This is a genomic window from Methylobacterium sp. 1973 (assembly GCF_040545035.1).
GTDB classification, from domain to species: domain Bacteria; phylum Pseudomonadota; class Alphaproteobacteria; order Rhizobiales; family Beijerinckiaceae; genus Methylobacterium; species Methylobacterium fujisawaense.
The window spans coordinates 66035-81613 of the sequence record NZ_JBEPLA010000001.1 but is presented as its reverse complement, the minus strand read 5'-3'; the positions used below and the strand labels follow the sequence as shown (position 1 = coordinate 81613).

Here is a 15579-nt window from a genome sequence, read left to right as displayed (position 1 = left end):
TCAGCCGGCGCGCCGCCCCATCTGCTCCCGCATCGCGAGGCCGATGAAGCGCCAGGACTTGATGAAGTAGCGGCGGAACAGCCGCCGCGGCGCCTGCAGGAACCGGTAGATCCATTCGAGGCCGAGGCGCTGCATCAGCTGCGGCGCGCGCGGCAGGAACCCGGCCGCGACGTTCAGGGCGTCGCCGACGCAGAACACCACCGGTTCACCGAGCGTCTGGCCGTGCCGATCCACCCAGATCTCGGATTTGGGCGCGCCCACACCCATCACCAGCAGTGTCGTACCGTGGGCGCGGATCCGCTCCGCCAGCGCGCGGCTGTAGGCCGCATCGTGCTCGAAGCCGAAGGGCGGGACTGCGCTGGCTACGGCGCCGGCCGGAAGGCCCGCCGTCTGCAGGCGAAGGGCCAGGGCGTCCGCCGCATCCTTGCGGGCGGAAACGAAGAAGACCCGCTGCGCGAAGGCCGGCGGATCGGCGAGGACGCAGCCCAGGAGATCGTGCCCGGTGATCCGGTGCACGGGCCGGCGACAGGCCCTCCGGGCCAGCCAGACCAGCGGCATCCCGTCGAGGGTCCTGGCCGCAGCACGCGCGTAGGCCTCGCGAAAGGGGGCATTCTCGCTGAGCTGGACGACATGATCGACATTCGCCGTGACGATCATCCGCGGCCGGCCGTCTCGCCGGGCTGCGACGGCGGCCACGAGGGCCGCGACGGGTCCGGTGTGAAACTGGTATCCGAAGAGTTCGACGGTCGCCTCCGCCTGCGGCGACCCGGACGCCGCGCAGGCGGGGCCGCTCACCGTGTGTGCTTCCCCGCGGACCGGATCCATGGCGCCGAGGTAGAGGCTCATCTCTCCGATGTCACGCATCGGCGGCCCGGAAGCTGGCCGCCGGCCGAGTGGCGGCGCGCAGGGTGCGGCGACGGTCGCTGTCGGCGCCGAGGAGCAGGGCGATGCCGCCGCCGAGCAGCAGGCCGAGGATCAGGGCCACCGGCAGGACGATCTTGGGCGACGGCGGGAAGGTCCGCTGGCGCGCGGGTGTCGCGGCCGAGATGATGCGGACGTTGGTGGTGTTGAGCCGCTCCTGCTCGCTCGCCTCGCGGGCGCGCTTCAGGTAGGCCTCGTAGATGCCGCGGCGGGCCTCGAGAGTCCGCTCCAGTTCGCGCAGGCCGACATAGGCCCGGTCGCTGCTCGCCGTCTCGGTCTTCACCCGGTCGAGATTCGTCCGGATCGCCGCCTCGCTCGCGGCGGCGCGGTCGTAATCCTTCTGGGTCGTCTCGATGATCCGCTCCTTCTCGCGCTGGATCAGGCGCTGCAGGTCGCGCTGCTGGGCGTATTGCTCGGCCATGGCCGGGTGGCGTTCGCCGAGGCGGGTGGCGAGCTCCGCGGTGTTGCGGGACAGCGTGGCGTATTGCTGCCGCAGAGCCTGCATCTCCAGGGATTGCAGCATCTCCGGCAAAGCGGTGCTGGGATCCGACGAGCGCATCCGGCGCGCTTGGTCGAGGCGCGACTTGGCCTCGGCGGTCTTGATCGAGGCGGTGACGAGCTGCTGATTGAGGTCGCCGAGCTGCTGGTCGGTGAGCAGGCGGCCGCTGGCCGCCACGAGCTTGTGATCCTCACGGTAGCGCACCACCGCGCCCTCCGCCTGCTCGACATCCCGCTTCAGGCTGGCGAGCCGTCCGGCCAGGGCGCTGGACGCGCGGCGCGCGGTCTCGGTGCGGGCCGCCGCTTCTTCGGCGAAGTAGGCGTCCCCGACGGCGTTAGCGATGCGCGCGGCCTTCTCGGGATCGCGGGACTGCACCGCGACATCGATCACGAAGGTCCGCTCGGCCCGCCGGACGGTGAGCCGGTTCTGAAGCGTGTCGAGAGCGGTGATGACCGGATCGCGACTCGCCGCCGGCGGAAGCATGCCCAGAGCGCCCTTCACCCAGGTGAGGGTCGGGTTGTTGCCGTCCGGCAGGACGAACTCGTCGTCCTGATCGAGGTGGAGCTTGGCGATCACCCGGCGCAGGACGCTGTCGGACTGGATCACCCGCACCTGGCTCTCGGCGATCGAGACGCCGCTGTCGGCCTGGGGCTGGCGCGCGTTCACGTCGTTCTCGACGACGCGCAGATCGCTCGGATCCACGAGAACCTGGATGCTGGACGTGTAGCGCGGCGGGATCAGGCCGAGCAGCGCCACCGCCACGGCGACCATGAACAGACCGCCCAGCACGATGAAGCCGCTGCCGCGCCACAGGCGCCGGAGGATCACGCGACTGTCCGTCTGCGGGGTCACCTGCGGCAGCACCATTCGGACGGGCTGCTCACCGCTCATCCGTGTCGAGAAGTCGAACATACGCCTCGCTCCCTGACCTGTCGGGACGGAGACAACCGCCCGCCGCCAACCTCGTCGCCTGTTCCCTTTCTGACCAGCTTCGTGCCGGTCTGGAACAGGTGCTCGCCCGAGGCGCCGTCTTCGTCGGGAGTCCAGCAATCAGCATACCGGACCAGTAGTATCGCCCCGCTGCGGTTCCTGCTTCAGGAAGCCCGCAGATATCGCATACAGACGTAATCCTAACTGTCACGACAATCGAACGTGAAAAGTCTCCGATTTGTTGGGGACTACGCAGGCCGCCTCAGGCGCTGCGGTCGCATGCGACAATTGACTCCAACGGTGCGTAGGCTGTCGGGTCGCCCGACAGGAAGCGTTGAAAGCGCAGCCCGTCCTCGGCCGCGGTGGCGTTCCAGCACGCCACGTTGGCCCGGCTTGCCGCCGCCGCGCGGGTCAGACCGCCATCCCGGAGCCAGGCGGCGATGGTCCGAGCGGCGCCGTCCGGATCCTCCGGCCGGATCAGCAGGCCGGACGTCCCCAGCACCTCACGGAACACCGGGTCGTCCGGCGCCACGACCGGCAGGCCGCCATGCTGGACTTCCAGGAGCGGCAACCCCAGCCCCTCCGCCTTGGAGGTCGAGACCAGCAGGTGGCACGACCCCGCGAGGGCCCGCAGCTCCGCGTCGGCGAGGTATCCGTGCCGGTGCAGGAACGGCGGTGGTGCCTCCAGGAAGGCGTGCCGCCCCCATCCGACCCGGCCAACGAGATGGAGTTCCGCCGGGATGCCGGCGCGGATCAATGCCGCCGTCAGGGCGAGGGTCGCCGGATAGTTCTTGCGCGGTTCGATGGTCCCGATGGCGAGGAGCCGCAGCGTTGCGCCGGGCTCGTAGGCCGCCGGCCCCGGCAGGTCGGCCAGGCCGAAGGCGTCGCGGACGGCGGGTCGCAGCAGGGCGACGCGGGCATGCTCCGCGCAGAGGGCGCGCACGGCCGCGCCGGTGGTGCGGCTGTTGACGAACAGGTTCGGACACCAGCGCAGGGCGAGGGCGAAGCTCGGGCTCATGTAGATCCGGCTGCGCAGGCTCAGATCCGCCTTCCGCGTGAGCAGGAAGGTGTCGTGGACGTAGAGCAGGCACCGTGCCGCCGCGACGGCGCAGAGCGGCCCGGGCGGGAAACCCGGGAACAGGAACAGGGCGTCCCTGTCCGTGAGCCCCCGCGCGGGGAGGCCGATCTGCTGCGCGGCGATCATGCCGGGCAGGGAGCCGGCGGTCACCGGCCGCACATTGTGCGGGGCGAGCTTCTCCGGGGCGAACAGGTCGAGGGTGACCCGTTCGATCCCCGTGACATGGGCCCGCAGATGGGTCTGGTCGAGGTAGATCCGCCGCTGCGCCATGCCGGATTTCGCCTTGTGGTCCGTCATGGCACCCTGCGCCGCAGCGTGCCGGCCAAGTACAGGCATCGCCGCACGAAGAGCGGCATCCGGCGCCCGAACACCATCTGCTTGGCCCGCCGCAGCCGGCGCACGAGCGGAGGCGAGACCGCCGGGACCGTGCCGGTCGCGCCCGTCCGCAGATCGGCCGCGAAGGGGAAATGCCCGAGCATCGCGGGGGCGAAGCGCGGATGGGCTGCGCCGTCCCCCAGGCCCTGCCGCCGGAAGACCGCCTCCAGCGACAGCGCCGCCGCGGCAGGGCTGTAGCGGCTCTCCAGGGCGATCCGCGCGAAGGCGCCGAGGCGGGTGCGGGTCGCCCGGTCATCGACCAGGGCGGCCAGGGCGTCGGCGAGGGCGCCGGGCCGCATCGGCACGAGGCGGCCCGAGACGCCGTCGATCACCGCCGAGGTCAGCCCGGCGGTGCGGTAGGCCAGGGTCGGGACCCCGCACAGGCCGGCCTCGACGGGCGTCTGTCCGAGAGTCTCGTGGCGGCTCGCGGTGACGTGGAGGTCGCAGGCGCCGTACCACGCCGCCAGCATCGCCTCGTCCGCGATGAGGCCGGGCGCAAACAGGTTCGCGATCCCGAGCCGGGCCGGATCGTCGAGGCGACCGATCGCCACGACGCCGACGCCCGGTTTTGCCACGGCCTGAAGCGCCGCCCGGAGATCGGCAAAGCCCTTGTCGGGCCCGTCGACGATGACCGAGGATACGAGGATCAGCACGTCATCGGGGGGCAGGCCGAGCCGGCCGCGCAGGCCGGCGCGATCGCCGGGCCGGAAGACGGCGGTCGGGAAGGCGAGGCGGATCGGCTCGACCACGGTGCCGGGCGGCGCGAGTTCGCGGGCCCGCGCCAGCGTCCAGTCGGAATTGGCGAGAAGCCAGGGAGCCGGAGATCGGGCCGGAGATCGGGCCGGGGATCGCACTTCGGGCCCGACCGGGGCGCCGGCGAGCACCGCGCGTTTGCGGTCGTGCATGCCGGCGATCCGGCCGGGGGCCAGTTGCGGATACTCGTCGGGGGTGGGGCAGGCCGCATCGCAGCCGATCGCGGCGCGGCCGCACGCACGCGGATGGGCGCACCGGCCCGTGAGGGGGAAGAGGTCGTGCAGCACGAGGCCGACCGGTCCCTGCCGGGCCAGACGGCCGACGACGTCGAGGCTGCGGGTGGCGCCGTGCAGGTTGCCGGCCAGGACGAGATCCGGTGCGGTCGCCGCGATCGCGGCCTCGGCCGGAGGGAAGACGTCGCGCCACTCGGCGGCCTCGGGACGGCCGCTCAGGGTGACCTCCGCGATCCGGTGACCGGCGAGAGTCAGTGCCTCGGCGAGCCGGCGCTGGGCCACGCCGGCCCCGCCCTGGGTGCCCGTCCCGGTGAGCGAAACGATCGACAGACCGCTGGCGGGCGGAGGAAGGTCCGAAAGCAGCCTGTGGAGCAGGGCGGGACGACCGATCAGGCTGCGCCGGTTCTCGGATGTCGTCGACCAGGCGACCCCCTCGTTCAGCATGCCGTCGGGGTCGAAGTCCGCATGGTCCGCCAGCGCGTCGCGCCGCCAGAGGATCCCAGCCCCCGCAGACCTGCGGCCACCGGCGTCCGCCGCACGATCGGGCCCGTCGAGGCCCCGCACGGCGTGGTCGAACAGGACGCGCAACCCCGCGACCGCGTCGACCTCGGCGAGCGAGGCCTCCAGCGCCAGAGCGATCAGCGCACCCGGGGCGAGCAGGTCGCCGGCAGCGAGCCAGAGCAGATGATCCGGACCGGGATCGGTCAGGATCCGCTCCACGGCCGCGCGTCCGGTCGTGGGCGCCAGCACGTCGTGTCGGAACTCCGGATAGTCCTGGCGCAGGACCGACGCGACGGTCCCGGCCAGGGCGGCATCCGCGTGGGCCACCGTGATGATCCGGATCCGCGGCCAGGGGCGCCCGTCGGGCAGCGACCGCGGACGTGCGGGTCCGGGGGGGCTGCGCCCGTACGGCCAGCCGGCGACGCCGTGGGGAGGCGGTGACATGTCTGCGGCCTCGGTCACGGCGGCTCTGACGGCGGCTCGGGTCTCGTGCGGGGCGACAGAGTGGACGGGAAGGTTGAAGATTGCCTCTCGGGGCCGACGGCGTCTCAGCCCATCACCCGGATCCGCGCCGGACCGGCCTCGATCCGGCCGATGCGGGCGGCCGCCGGGTAGCCCGCCGATCGGATGCGCGCGAGGAGCGCGTCGGCCCGGTCGGCCGAGCAGGTCACCAGCAACCCGCCCGAGGTCTGCGGATCGGTGAGGATGTGGCGGCGCCAGTCCGGGAAACCCTCCGGCAGGTCGACCGCCTCGCCGAACGCCGACCAGTTCCGGTGCGAGGCACCGGTGACGGCGCCGGCGCGCGCCAGCGCTTCCGCCTGCGGCAGCAGGGGGAGGGCGTCGGCCTCGAGGGTCAGCGTGAGACCGGCGCCGCGGGCGATCTCCAGCCCGTGGCCCAGGATGCCGAAGCCGGTCACGTCGGTGAGAGCGTGGACGGCGGGCTCGGCGGCTAGGTCGGGTCCGATCCGGTTGAGCAGCGTGGTGGTGGCGATGAAGTCGCGGTAGCCGGCGTCGTCCAGGGTCTCCCGCTTGATCGCCGCGGAGTAGACCCCGACCCCGAGGGCCTTGGTGAGCAGGACGGCATCTCCCGCCATCGCGTCGGCGTTGCGTCGCACCGCCTCCCGGCGGCAGGTGCCGATCACCGCGAGGCCGTAGATCGGCTCGGGGGCATCGATCGAGTGGCCGCCCGCCACCGGGATGCCGGCCTCGGCGCATTGCTCTGCGCCGCCGCGCAGGATCCGCGCGACCACCTCCGGGTCGATCTTGCCCAGGGGCATCCCGAGGATCGCGAGCGCGAAGAGCGGCCGGCCGCCCATGGCGTAGACGTCCGAGATGGCGTTCGTCGCGGCGATCCGGCCGAAATCGACGGGGTCGTCCACCATCGGTGTGAAGAAATCCGTGGTGGCGATGATGCAGGTGCCGTCCTCCAGCTCCCATACGGCCGCATCGTCCGCCGTCTCGTTGCCGACGAGGAGCCGCTCGAATGGCCCGGCCGCCGGCTGCTGGGCGAGGAGCTGGCGCAGGGTGGCGGGGTCGAGCTTGCAGCCGCAGCCGCCGCCATGGGCAAGACTGGTCAGGCGGGGGGCATCGGTCATCGCTGATCTCCGTTCCGGACGTCCTGGGACCATGGCGACTCAGTAGCGCGTCGTCAGCGCATTGAGCCAGTCCGGCGAAGCCGCGACGGCCGCAGCTTCGACCTGCTTGTCGAGTCCCGTCAGCACCAGCAGGCCGAGGACCACCATCACGGCGCCCAGCGCGGCCTTCGCGGCCCGGCCGGCCGCGGCGAGGCCGCCGCGCCAGCGCAGCAGCGCCTCGCGGGAGACGAAGCCGAGGAGCATCAGCGGGGCCGCGGCCCCGATCCCGAAAGCCAGCATCGTCAGGGCGACGCTCCCGAGATGCTCGCCCCGCGCCGCCATCAGCGAGGCCGCGCCCAGGGTCGGTCCCACGCAGGGGCTCCAGGCGGCGCCGAGCAGCAGGCCCACGGCGAACTGGCCGGACAATCCGCCGGAGCCGAAGCCGCCGAAGCGTTCCTCCGCCCAGGCGCCGACCGGGCCGGCCGCCGTCGCGACCCGGGCCTGGAGCCGCGGCAGCATCAGCACCACGCCCAGAAGCAGGAGGAGAACCGCGCCGGCGCGCCGGAACGCGTCGCCGTCCAGGCCGATGGTGAAGCCGATCGTGGCGACGAACAGCCCGATCGCCGTGAAGGCGATCGCCAGCCCGCCGGCTAGCGCCACCGGGCCGAGGCGATGCTCCGCGGCCGCGGTGCCGAGCACGATCGGGATCAGCGGCAACACGCAGGGCGAGAGCACCGACAGAAGCCCGGCCAGGAAGGCGAATCCGACCGTTCCCAGCATGCCCTCGCGCTCCCGATCCCGCTCGCCCTGCGGAGGTCTCCTCCGTGCCGCGCGGGCGGTCAACGCGCCAGGCGGCCGCGGGCGTGCGGGAACAAGGCGGCGGCCAGCCGATTTCGGCGGCAGTCCGGTGGCGTTCCCGGGCGAGGCGGAGCAGACCGGTGACCATCTTCTTCACGGGCGACACGCATTTCGGCGACCCGCGGGCACTGCGCTTCGACCACCGGCCCTATCCGGATCTTGAGGCCCACGATGCCGGGCTGGTCGCGGCCTGGAACGCCGCGGTCTCGCCCGGCGACACGGTCTGGCACCTCGGCGACTTCGCCCTCGGGCCGAGCGGGGACCGGATTCGCGAGATCCTCGCCGGGCTGAACGGCGAGAAGCACCTGATCGTCGGCAACAACGACGGGCCAGAAACTCTGGATGCACCCGGCTGGACGTCGGTTCGGCACTACGCGGAAATCGAGGTCGAAGGCCGCATGGTCGTGCTCTGCCACTACGCGTTCCGCACCTGGAACGGCATGAGCCGGGGTGCCCTCAACCTCCACGGGCACAGCCACGGCAAGCTCAAGCCAATGCCGAAGCAGTACGACGTGGGCGTCGACCCGATGGGGCCGGCACCCGTGCCGCTCTCCGCAATCCTCGCGTCCCGCCGGCGTCGGGGGCGGTGAGTCGGGGCGGAACTTTCACGTCAGCTTCACCGTTTCAGCGGACAGAAAGGGAGTGGACTCGTGCCGCTCCGAGAAACCCGGCCGGTCCGCCTTCGGAGTGGCCATCCCAAACCGTGTGTGAGTGTTGAAGTGAGTGCCATGTCGGTCACTCTGACCCGTTGCCTCGCCAGCCTCGTGGCAGGCCTCGTGATGACTTCCGCGGCGTCGGCTGTGCCGGCCTGCATCGAAGCCCAGCGCAAGGTCGACGAGGCGAATGCCCTGCGCTTCCAGGCGCGTCAGGAGGCCCGTCTGGGCGATCATGACCGCGTCTGCGACACGCTCGATGAAGTGGGCGACCGCTACGACGATGCCCGCGACGCCTTCGAGCGATGCGGCGAGGGCGTCGTGGCAATCGATCTCCGCAGCGAACTGCGGGGCCTGCGGATCGCCAAGAAAATTAACCGCTGCGATTGATCGGGTGCGCATCCGCACCTCGGACGTCCCGTTCCTGCAGCATCACCCCGTCACGCGCGACGCCGGTCGCCGAAAAGGTTCTGCGCCCATGACCCCCGCCACGCTTTCGAACGACATCGAGCCCGCCGTCGTCCGCACCGGCCCGTCCTTCGCGGCCGCCCTGTGCGGCTTCGTCAGCACCACCGTCGCGACGACGATGCTGCTCATGCTGATCGGTGCGTTCTGATCAGGGCGCGACCGACCAGAATCGCTGACGGTTGAACAACATGTCCTGGGAGCCGACCTTCGGTGCCGGCTCCGTCCGCCGCCCGCAATCGGGTTCGGCCGGCTTCGTGACGGCCGCGAGCGTCGTGTGGGCCGGCACGGGTATCAGGCCCAGGCGCGTCTGAACCTCGGGCTGCCGCGCCGCCGCGATGGTCAGCACGCAGGCGATCAGGCCGCCGGCAACAGTTCCGAGAACGAAATTCAACATCGGGCCTGGGATCCGGGGCCCGATTCCTTTGGGCCACACAGCGTCGTCGATAAGCAACCCGGCGGCATCATGGCGGACCTGGCGCTCACGCGCTTTTAACTCCTGGTCTGCGACAGCTACGCGCCAGCTTGCCGCCAAGGCAGGCCTGACGACGGGGCTGGACCGCCGATGAACTACGCCGCCAACGCCTACGCCAAGACATCCCACAGCGCCCTCTCGCCGCGCGAAGCCGAATCCGCGGTTCTGCTGAAAGCGGCGCAGAAGCTGATCGGTGCGAGCCAGGGGCTCTCCGAGGGCGATGCCGGGCGCCTCAACGACGCCCTGTCGTTCAACCAGCGCGTCTGGACGCTGCTGACCTCCGAGGCCACGTCGGACCTGAACCCGCTCCCTTCGGACGTCAAGCAGGGCGTCGGCCGCCTGGGCGTGTTCGTGCTCCAGAGCTGCATCGACACGATGATCGCGCCGACGCCCGAGAAGATCGCGACGCTCGTGTCGATCAATAACCACATCGCCGCCGGCCTGCAGGGCAATCCCGGCTGAGGCCCGAGAGCCGTCAGGAAGCCGCCGACGTTTCCGGCAGGTCCGGCTGGGACACCGCGCCGGCGGCTTCCCACTCGACGAGTTTGCGGCTCAGCTTGAGCGCCCGATAATATGCGCCGGTCTCGACGGCCTGGGCGATCCCCGCGATGTGAGGGGCCGCCGCCGGCGCGAGCCCCAGCAGATCCGTCGCCTGCCGGAAGAACAGGTCGATTCCCTGCGTCGGATCGTCGGCGAGGTAGATGACCGTCAGGGTCAGGTGGAGGCGCTTGCAGGCCGTGTCGGCCTCGGTCTCCGTGATGATCTCGCTCTCGCGCAGGAACTTGCACTGCGTCTCGATCAGGAAGGTCGAGCGCCGGTCGCCGTTGCGCAACAGGGCACCGTTGATGATCAGCCGTTCGAAGGGCTTGAGTTCCAGACGCAGGGGCATCGGGCGTTCCTTTCTAGAAGACCCGGCGATCTCATTCGCGAACCGTTAACGTTTCGAGAATTCCCGCCCCGAGCGCGGCCGTTGCACCACGCGGGCGCCGTGATAAACTCCCACAAATGACGACCGGGTCAGACGTGTCGGGGAGGTCCGATGACGGCGCAGACGGATCGGCGCGCACGGTATCCGAGCCTCGGTGGCAAGCGCGTCCTGGTCACGGGCGGAGCCTCGGGAATCGGCGAGGGTCTGGTCGAGGCCTTCGTCGGCCAGGGGGCCCGCGTCCTGTTCTGCGACATCGCGGATGATGCGGCGAACGCAGTGGTGGCGCGTCTGACGCCCGGCGCCGCGCACGCCCCGCTCTACCGGCGCTGCGACCTGACGGATGTCGATGCGGTCCGCGCGCTGGTCGCCGAGGCGGATACGGTTCTGGGCGGCTTGGATATCCTGATCAACAATGCCGGCAACGACGACCGCCACAGCCTCGCCGAGGTGACGCCCGCCTATTGGGACGACCGGATGGCGGTGAATCTGCGCCACCTGTTCTTCGCCGCCCAGGCGGCGGTGCCGGCGATGCGGCGTGCGGGCGGCGGCGTGATCCTCAATTTCGGATCGATCAGCTGGCATCTCGGGCTGAAGGAGATGCCGCTCTACCAGACCGCCAAGGCGGCGATCGAGGGGATGACCCGCGCCCTGGCCCGCGACCTCGGCCGCGATGGGATCCGGGTGGTGTCGATCATCCCCGGCAACGTCCAGACGCCGCGGCAGGAGAGATGGTACACGCCGGAGGGCGAGGCGGACATCGTCGCCGCGCAATGCCTCGACGGCCGGATCCAGCCGGCCGACGTCGCCGCGCTGGTCCTGTTCCTCGCCTCGGACGATGCCCGGATGTGCACAGGCCACCCCTACGTCATCGATGCGGGGTGGCGCTGACCGAGAGCCGGGCAGGAGACCGGCCGGACATGAGACCGGCCGGACAGGGGGCGCGGGTCCGCGCTCCGGCCCGGCCCGCTTCCGTGCCTCAGTCGCACGTCTCCTTCTTGACGGTCTTGGAGTCGCCCATGTCGTTCTCTTTGCGCACCGTCTTGGTGACGCAGCCGTCGCCATGGTCGTGGACGGTCACGGATTTCGACTCGGTCGCCGGGCGGTCGACGACGACGGCCGGCCGGTCGCGCTCGATGACGGTGGTCTGGGCCTGTGCGGCGGCGCCGAGGCTCAACAGGGCGGCGGTCGCGAGCAAGGTCTTGCGCATGCTGAAACTCCAATACCGGTTTCGGTACCGGGTAACGGCGGTCACAGCTTGAGCGTTCCGCAGAGCCGTCGGTCTCGAAGGCGGACCGAACCCGTAAAAAAACTTGGCTCGGCCCGCGCGCCGTTCGGTTCGAAGCAGAGCCGGAGCGACGGCGCCAATGACTGCGGAACCGGGACCAAGACAACCCCGGTGGACTACGTGCGCGGCGTGGCCGGGCCTCAGCCGCCCGTCATCGGCGGGAAGAAGGCGATCTCGCGGGCGCCCGCGATCGGCGCGTCCGGCTTGGCGTGGACCCGATCGATCGCGGCCCGGACGACGCCCGGATCCTCGAAGGCGTAGGCATATTCCTCGCCCCGGCCCCGGAGCCACCCGACGAGGTCGGCGACGGTGGCGACGTCCGCCGGCGGTGCCAGCTCCTCCTCGGGGCAGCCGATCCGCTCGCGGACCCAGGCGAAATAGACGAGCTTCATCGCATCACCGTAGCGAAGACAGGGCAGGGACCGCACGTCCCGCAGGCCGATCCGTCAGCGCGGATCGTCGATGACGTGCTTGATCCCGGCCCGCATGTAGTCCCAGCCGGTCCAGAGCGTGAGGGCGGCGGCCAGCCACAGCAGCGTCAGGCCGATCGGCTCGGTCCCCGGCAGCAGGGTCTCGCCCGCCGGGCCGGCGACCAGGAAGCCGAGAGCCACGAGCTGCACGGTGGTCTTCCATTTGGCGATCTTGCTGACGGGCACCCCGACCTTCAGCTCGGCCAGGTACTCGCGCAGGCCGGAAACCAGCACCTCGCGGCACAGGATCACGATGGCCGCCCAGATATTCGAGCCGACGATCGTGTGGTCCGCCGTCAGCATCAGCAGGCACGCCGAGACGAGAAGCTTGTCGGCGATCGGATCGAGCATCCGGCCGAGCGCCGAGCTCTGATGGTAGGTGCGTGCGACGTACCCGTCCAAGTAGTCGGTGATCGCGGCCGCGACGAAAACGCCCAGCGCCGTCCACCGGGCGGTGTGGGATTCGGGCCAGAACAGCAGAGCGACCATCACCGGCACGGCAACGAGGCGCCCGTAGGTCAGGCAATTCGCGAGCGTCCAGGCCGGCGACCGTCGTCGGGGAAGGACGGCGTTCATCGCAGGGGTGAAATCAGAGCGGGGCCCGGGCGTCAACGTCCTGGTTTCGGTCTCGGCCATCGCGGTCGGGTTCTCAGGCGCTGGCATGGAAGAAGTCGTAGACCGCCCGCGCGGTGGCGGCGTTCACGCCCGGTGTCTTGGCCAGATCCTCGAAGGCCGCACGCTCGATGGCCTTCACGGTCCCGAAATGATGGAGCAGCGCGCGCTTGCGGCTGGGCCCGATGCCGGCGATCTCGTCCAGGGGGTTCTTCACCATCTCGCGCTTCCGCTTGGCCCGGTGGCTGCCGATGGCGAAGCGGTGCGCCTCGTCCCGGAGCCGTTGCACGAAGTAGAGCGTCGGGTCGCGCGGCGGAAGCTTGAAGGGCGGCCGGCCGGGCACGAAAAACGTCTCGCGCCCGGCATCCCGGTCGCGGCCCTTGGCGACGCCGATCAGCGGCACGCCCGAGACGCCGACCTCCTCCAGGGCCGTCCGCGCGGCGTCGAGCTGGCCCTTGCCGCCGTCGATCAGCACGAGGTCCGGCCAGGCCGGGAACGCCTCGCTCTCCTCAACCGGCTCCTGGACGCCGCCCTCGACGGCGGCGGCCGCGGCTTCGCGTTCGGTGCGCGGTGACTCCTTCACCAGCCGCTTGAAGCGCCGCTGCAGGACTTCGCGCATCATGCCGTAATCGTCGCCCGGGGTGAGCTCCTCGGACTTGATGTTGAACGTGCGGTAATGTGTCTTCATGAAGCCCGTCGGGCCGGCGACGATCATGCCGCCGACCGCGTTCGTCCCCATGATGTGCGAGTTGTCGTAGACCTCGATCCGGCGGGGCGCGCCGTCGAGCCCGAAGGCCTGGCCGAGCGCCGCGAGCAGCTTGCCCTGGGAGGCCGTGTCGGCGAGGCGCCGCGCCAAGGCTTCCTTGGCGTTGCGCTGCGCGTAGTCGACGAGGTTCTTCCGCTCGCCGCGGCTCGGCTTGTGGATCTCGACGCGGTACTCCACCCGGCTCGACAGGGCCGCCGCCACCAGCTCGGCATCCTCGACCGCATGGCTCGTCAGCACCGTCCGGGGCGCCGGCTTGTCGTCGTAGAACTGGCCGATGAACGACCCGAGCACCTCGTCGGGGGTCATCGACCGGTCGGCCTTGGGGAAATAGGCGCGGTTGCCCCAGTTCTGGAAGTTCCGGAAGAAAAACACCTCGATGCAGAACTGGCCGGCCTGCTCGTCGAGGGCGAACACGTCCGCTTCCTCCACGCCCTGGGTGTTGACCCCCTGCACGCCCTGGATCGCCGACAGCGCGGCGATCCGGTCCCGGAAGCGGGCGGCGCGTTCGAACTCCATCGCTTCCGAGGCTTCCTGCATCTCGGTGCGCATCCGGTCCTTCACGGCGTTCGACTTGCCCGCCAGGAACGCCCGGGCGGAATCCGCCATGGCGGCGTAATCCTCCGTGGCGATCTCGCCGGTGCAGGGACCGGAGCAGCGCTTGATCTGGAAGAGCAGGCAGGGACGGGTGCGGTTCTCGTAGTAGCTGTCCGTGCAGGTGCGCAGGAGAAAGGCGCGCTGCAGGGCGTTCACCGTCCGGTTCACCGCCCAGACGCTGGCGAAGGGCCCGTAATAATTGCCCTTCCGGCGCCGGGCGCCTCGGTGCTTGACGATCTGCGGGGCGGGGCCGTCGTCGGTGACCAGAATGTAGGGGAACGACTTGTCGTCCCGCATCAGCACGTTGAAGCGGGGCTTCAGCTGCTTGATCAGGTTGGCTTCGAGGAGCAGCGCCTCGGTCTCGGTGGCGGTGGTGACGAACTCCATCGCCGCCGTCTGCGAGATCATCCGGGCGATGCGGTTCGAATGCGCCTGACCCCGCGCATAGGAGCCGACCCGCGCCTTCAGGTTCTTGGCCTTGCCGACATAGAGGACGTCGCCGCGATGATCGAACATCCGGTAGACGCCGGGCGAGGACGGCAGGGTCGACCAGAACCGGCGGATCACCTCGGTGCCGGCCTGGACGGCACCCGGCTCGAAGTCGAAATCGATTTCCGGCGCCTCCGTGTCGGGGAGGCCGGCTTCCGGCGCGTCGGCGGTCTCGTCCCGCTCGGCGTCGCGGCCGTCGTCGAAAGTGTCCGGGGGCAGGTCTGAGAGGGCTCTGCGGCTCATACCGCAGATCTAAGCGTTCCTGAGCGCCAGCGGGACCGGGGCGGCGACAAAAATCGCGCGCCCGGACCGGAGATCAGTCGAACAGCGAGTCGATGTCGCTCTGGTCGACGTGGCCGGGATCGTGGTCGAGCTTCGGACCGTTCAGGAGCGAGCTCTCGTCGTCCAGGGAGGTCGGCACCGGCATGACGGTGATGAGCTCCTTGAAGCTGTCGAGCTCCGACCACGTGGCGATCAGCCGGTCGAGATGCTCCTCGATGAACTTCATCACGCCGACGATCTTGGTGATCCGCTGGCCGGTCAGGTCTTGGAAGTTGCAGGCCTCGTAGGCGGTGATCACGCGCTCGAGGATCACGTCGACGTGCTGCTTCAGCCCGGGCGGCAGCGTCGCGGCGTTGAGCATGCCGGCGTGGCTCTCGATCTCCTCGATCGCCCCGAGGAGCTGCGTCGTGGCGCGCTCCGTCGAATCGACCACGGCGTCGAGTTCGTCGGCCGCCCGGCGCATGCCCTTGCCGGTATTCTCCGTCCGATGCAGCGTCGCCAGCTCCGACTTGGTGCGGGTGATCGCCTCCTTCATCACGTCGAGTTCCGTGCGCATCGCGAGCGCTTCGTGCAGCTCGCGCCGGCACGACTCGATCGTCTCGCTGGCGCTCATCTGCGTGACGCGGCGCAAGTCCTGGATGGCGCTGAAGATTTCTTCGAGTCGCTCGTTCGAGGCGATCGAGCCCGGACCAGGCTGGGGGGCCGCGGGAATCCCGAGGCTGTCTTCGATGCGATAGCGCTTCTGGGTCATCGTCCGGGCGTGGGCGTTCGGGTTCCGTCGACGCAACTCTCTACCACATCGGTTAGCGGACTGTGACTGCCAAGCTTTTTCCGACCG

The 15579-nt window shown here is 70.4% G+C and carries 18 protein-coding genes; 5 read left to right on the top strand and 13 right to left on the bottom strand.

The genetic code is table 11. The features are described from left to right. The 6 genes from ABIC70_RS00395 to ABIC70_RS00370 all read right to left on the bottom strand — a co-directional run bounded on the left by ABIC70_RS00395 (position 1) and on the right by ABIC70_RS00370 (position 7644). Complete coding sequence (locus tag ABIC70_RS00395; protein WP_236961732.1) at positions 1 to 846, bottom strand: WecB/TagA/CpsF family glycosyltransferase; 846 nt, start codon at positions 844 to 846, stop codon at positions 1 to 3. Between the two features lie 10 nt (positions 847 to 856). Then, positions 857 to 2332, bottom strand: coding sequence for a GumC family protein (locus tag ABIC70_RS00390; RefSeq protein WP_354438574.1), 1476 nt, complete (start codon positions 2330 to 2332; stop codon positions 857 to 859). A 280-nt stretch (positions 2333 to 2612) separates the two neighbouring features. Next, positions 2613 to 3725, bottom strand: a complete 1113-nt coding sequence (locus tag ABIC70_RS00385; RefSeq protein ID WP_354438572.1) for a glycosyltransferase — start codon at positions 3723 to 3725, stop codon at positions 2613 to 2615. Then, positions 3722 to 5734, bottom strand: coding sequence for a glycosyltransferase (locus ABIC70_RS00380; RefSeq protein ID WP_354438571.1), 2013 nt, complete (start codon positions 5732 to 5734; stop codon positions 3722 to 3724). The genes ABIC70_RS00385 and ABIC70_RS00380 overlap by 4 nt, the downstream gene beginning before the upstream one ends. A gap of 104 nt (positions 5735 to 5838) precedes the next feature. After that, positions 5839 to 6885 carry a selenide, water dikinase SelD gene (selD, locus tag ABIC70_RS00375; protein ID WP_043760332.1) on the bottom strand — a complete coding sequence of 349 codons (1047 nt, stop codon included), beginning with the start codon at positions 6883 to 6885 and terminating at the stop codon, positions 5839 to 5841. 39 nt (positions 6886 to 6924) lie between these two features. Continuing rightward, positions 6925 to 7644 carry a cytochrome c biogenesis CcdA family protein gene (locus tag ABIC70_RS00370; protein WP_043760334.1) on the bottom strand — a complete coding sequence of 240 codons (720 nt, stop codon included), beginning with the start codon at positions 7642 to 7644 and terminating at the stop codon, positions 6925 to 6927. A 158-nt stretch (positions 7645 to 7802) separates the two neighbouring features. Between ABIC70_RS00370 and ABIC70_RS00365 the strand changes: the two genes are divergently transcribed. From ABIC70_RS00365 to ABIC70_RS00355, 3 genes are all read left to right on the top strand, one after another. After that, a complete protein-coding gene (locus ABIC70_RS00365) occupies positions 7803 to 8312 on the top strand; it encodes a metallophosphoesterase family protein (protein ID WP_182591198.1) in 510 nt (169 codons plus the stop codon). Positions 8313 to 8450: 138 nt separating this feature from the next. Then, on the top strand, positions 8451 to 8765 hold the full coding sequence (locus ABIC70_RS00360) for a hypothetical protein (protein ID WP_043355560.1): 315 nt from the start codon (positions 8451 to 8453) through the stop codon (positions 8763 to 8765). A gap of 4 nt (positions 8766 to 8769) precedes the next feature. Beyond that, the gene (locus ABIC70_RS00355) at positions 8770 to 8991 is read left to right on the top strand and encodes a hypothetical protein (RefSeq protein WP_139231596.1); all 222 of its coding nucleotides are present in this window, start codon (positions 8770 to 8772) and stop codon (positions 8989 to 8991) included. Here ABIC70_RS00355 and ABIC70_RS00350 read toward each other — a convergent pair whose 3' ends face one another. Further along, entirely contained in the window at positions 8992 to 9237 is a 246-nt protein-coding gene (locus ABIC70_RS00350; protein WP_043355558.1) for a hypothetical protein, read from the bottom strand. Between the two features lie 168 nt (positions 9238 to 9405). On the opposite strand from ABIC70_RS00350, the gene flaF reads away from it, so the two are divergent. Next, complete coding sequence (gene flaF / locus ABIC70_RS00345; protein ID WP_043355557.1) at positions 9406 to 9777, top strand: flagellar biosynthesis regulator FlaF; 372 nt, start codon at positions 9406 to 9408, stop codon at positions 9775 to 9777. Between the two features lie 13 nt (positions 9778 to 9790). On the opposite strand, the gene ABIC70_RS00340 is transcribed toward flaF, so the two are convergent. Next, positions 9791 to 10204: a flagellar biosynthesis repressor FlbT gene (locus tag ABIC70_RS00340; RefSeq protein ID WP_043355555.1), complete on the bottom strand. Its 414-nt coding sequence runs from the start codon at positions 10202 to 10204 to the stop codon at positions 9791 to 9793. A gap of 150 nt (positions 10205 to 10354) precedes the next feature. Between ABIC70_RS00340 and xylB the strand changes: the two genes are divergently transcribed. Continuing rightward, on the top strand, positions 10355 to 11131 hold the full coding sequence (gene xylB / locus ABIC70_RS00335) for a D-xylose 1-dehydrogenase (RefSeq protein WP_354438570.1): 777 nt from the start codon (positions 10355 to 10357) through the stop codon (positions 11129 to 11131). Positions 11132 to 11219: 88 nt separating this feature from the next. Here xylB and ABIC70_RS00330 read toward each other — a convergent pair whose 3' ends face one another. From ABIC70_RS00330 to ABIC70_RS00310, 5 genes are all read right to left on the bottom strand, one after another. Further along, positions 11220 to 11450, bottom strand: coding sequence for a hypothetical protein (locus ABIC70_RS00330; RefSeq protein WP_043355551.1), 231 nt, complete (start codon positions 11448 to 11450; stop codon positions 11220 to 11222). Positions 11451 to 11668: 218 nt separating this feature from the next. Continuing rightward, positions 11669 to 11920 (bottom strand): molybdopterin converting factor subunit 1, encoded by a 252-nt coding sequence (moaD, locus tag ABIC70_RS00325; RefSeq protein WP_287089235.1) that lies wholly within the window; start codon positions 11918 to 11920, stop codon positions 11669 to 11671. A 54-nt stretch (positions 11921 to 11974) separates the two neighbouring features. Next, positions 11975 to 12574 (bottom strand): CDP-diacylglycerol--glycerol-3-phosphate 3-phosphatidyltransferase, encoded by a 600-nt coding sequence (gene pgsA, locus ABIC70_RS00320; protein WP_043355549.1) that lies wholly within the window; start codon positions 12572 to 12574, stop codon positions 11975 to 11977. Positions 12575 to 12647: 73 nt separating this feature from the next. Next, positions 12648 to 14702 carry an excinuclease ABC subunit UvrC gene (gene uvrC, locus ABIC70_RS00315; RefSeq protein WP_354438569.1) on the bottom strand — a complete coding sequence of 685 codons (2055 nt, stop codon included), beginning with the start codon at positions 14700 to 14702 and terminating at the stop codon, positions 12648 to 12650. A gap of 73 nt (positions 14703 to 14775) precedes the next feature. Continuing rightward, positions 14776 to 15492 (bottom strand): protein phosphatase CheZ, encoded by a 717-nt coding sequence (locus ABIC70_RS00310; protein ID WP_043382723.1) that lies wholly within the window; start codon positions 15490 to 15492, stop codon positions 14776 to 14778. Positions 15493 to 15579 lie beyond the last annotated feature (87 nt).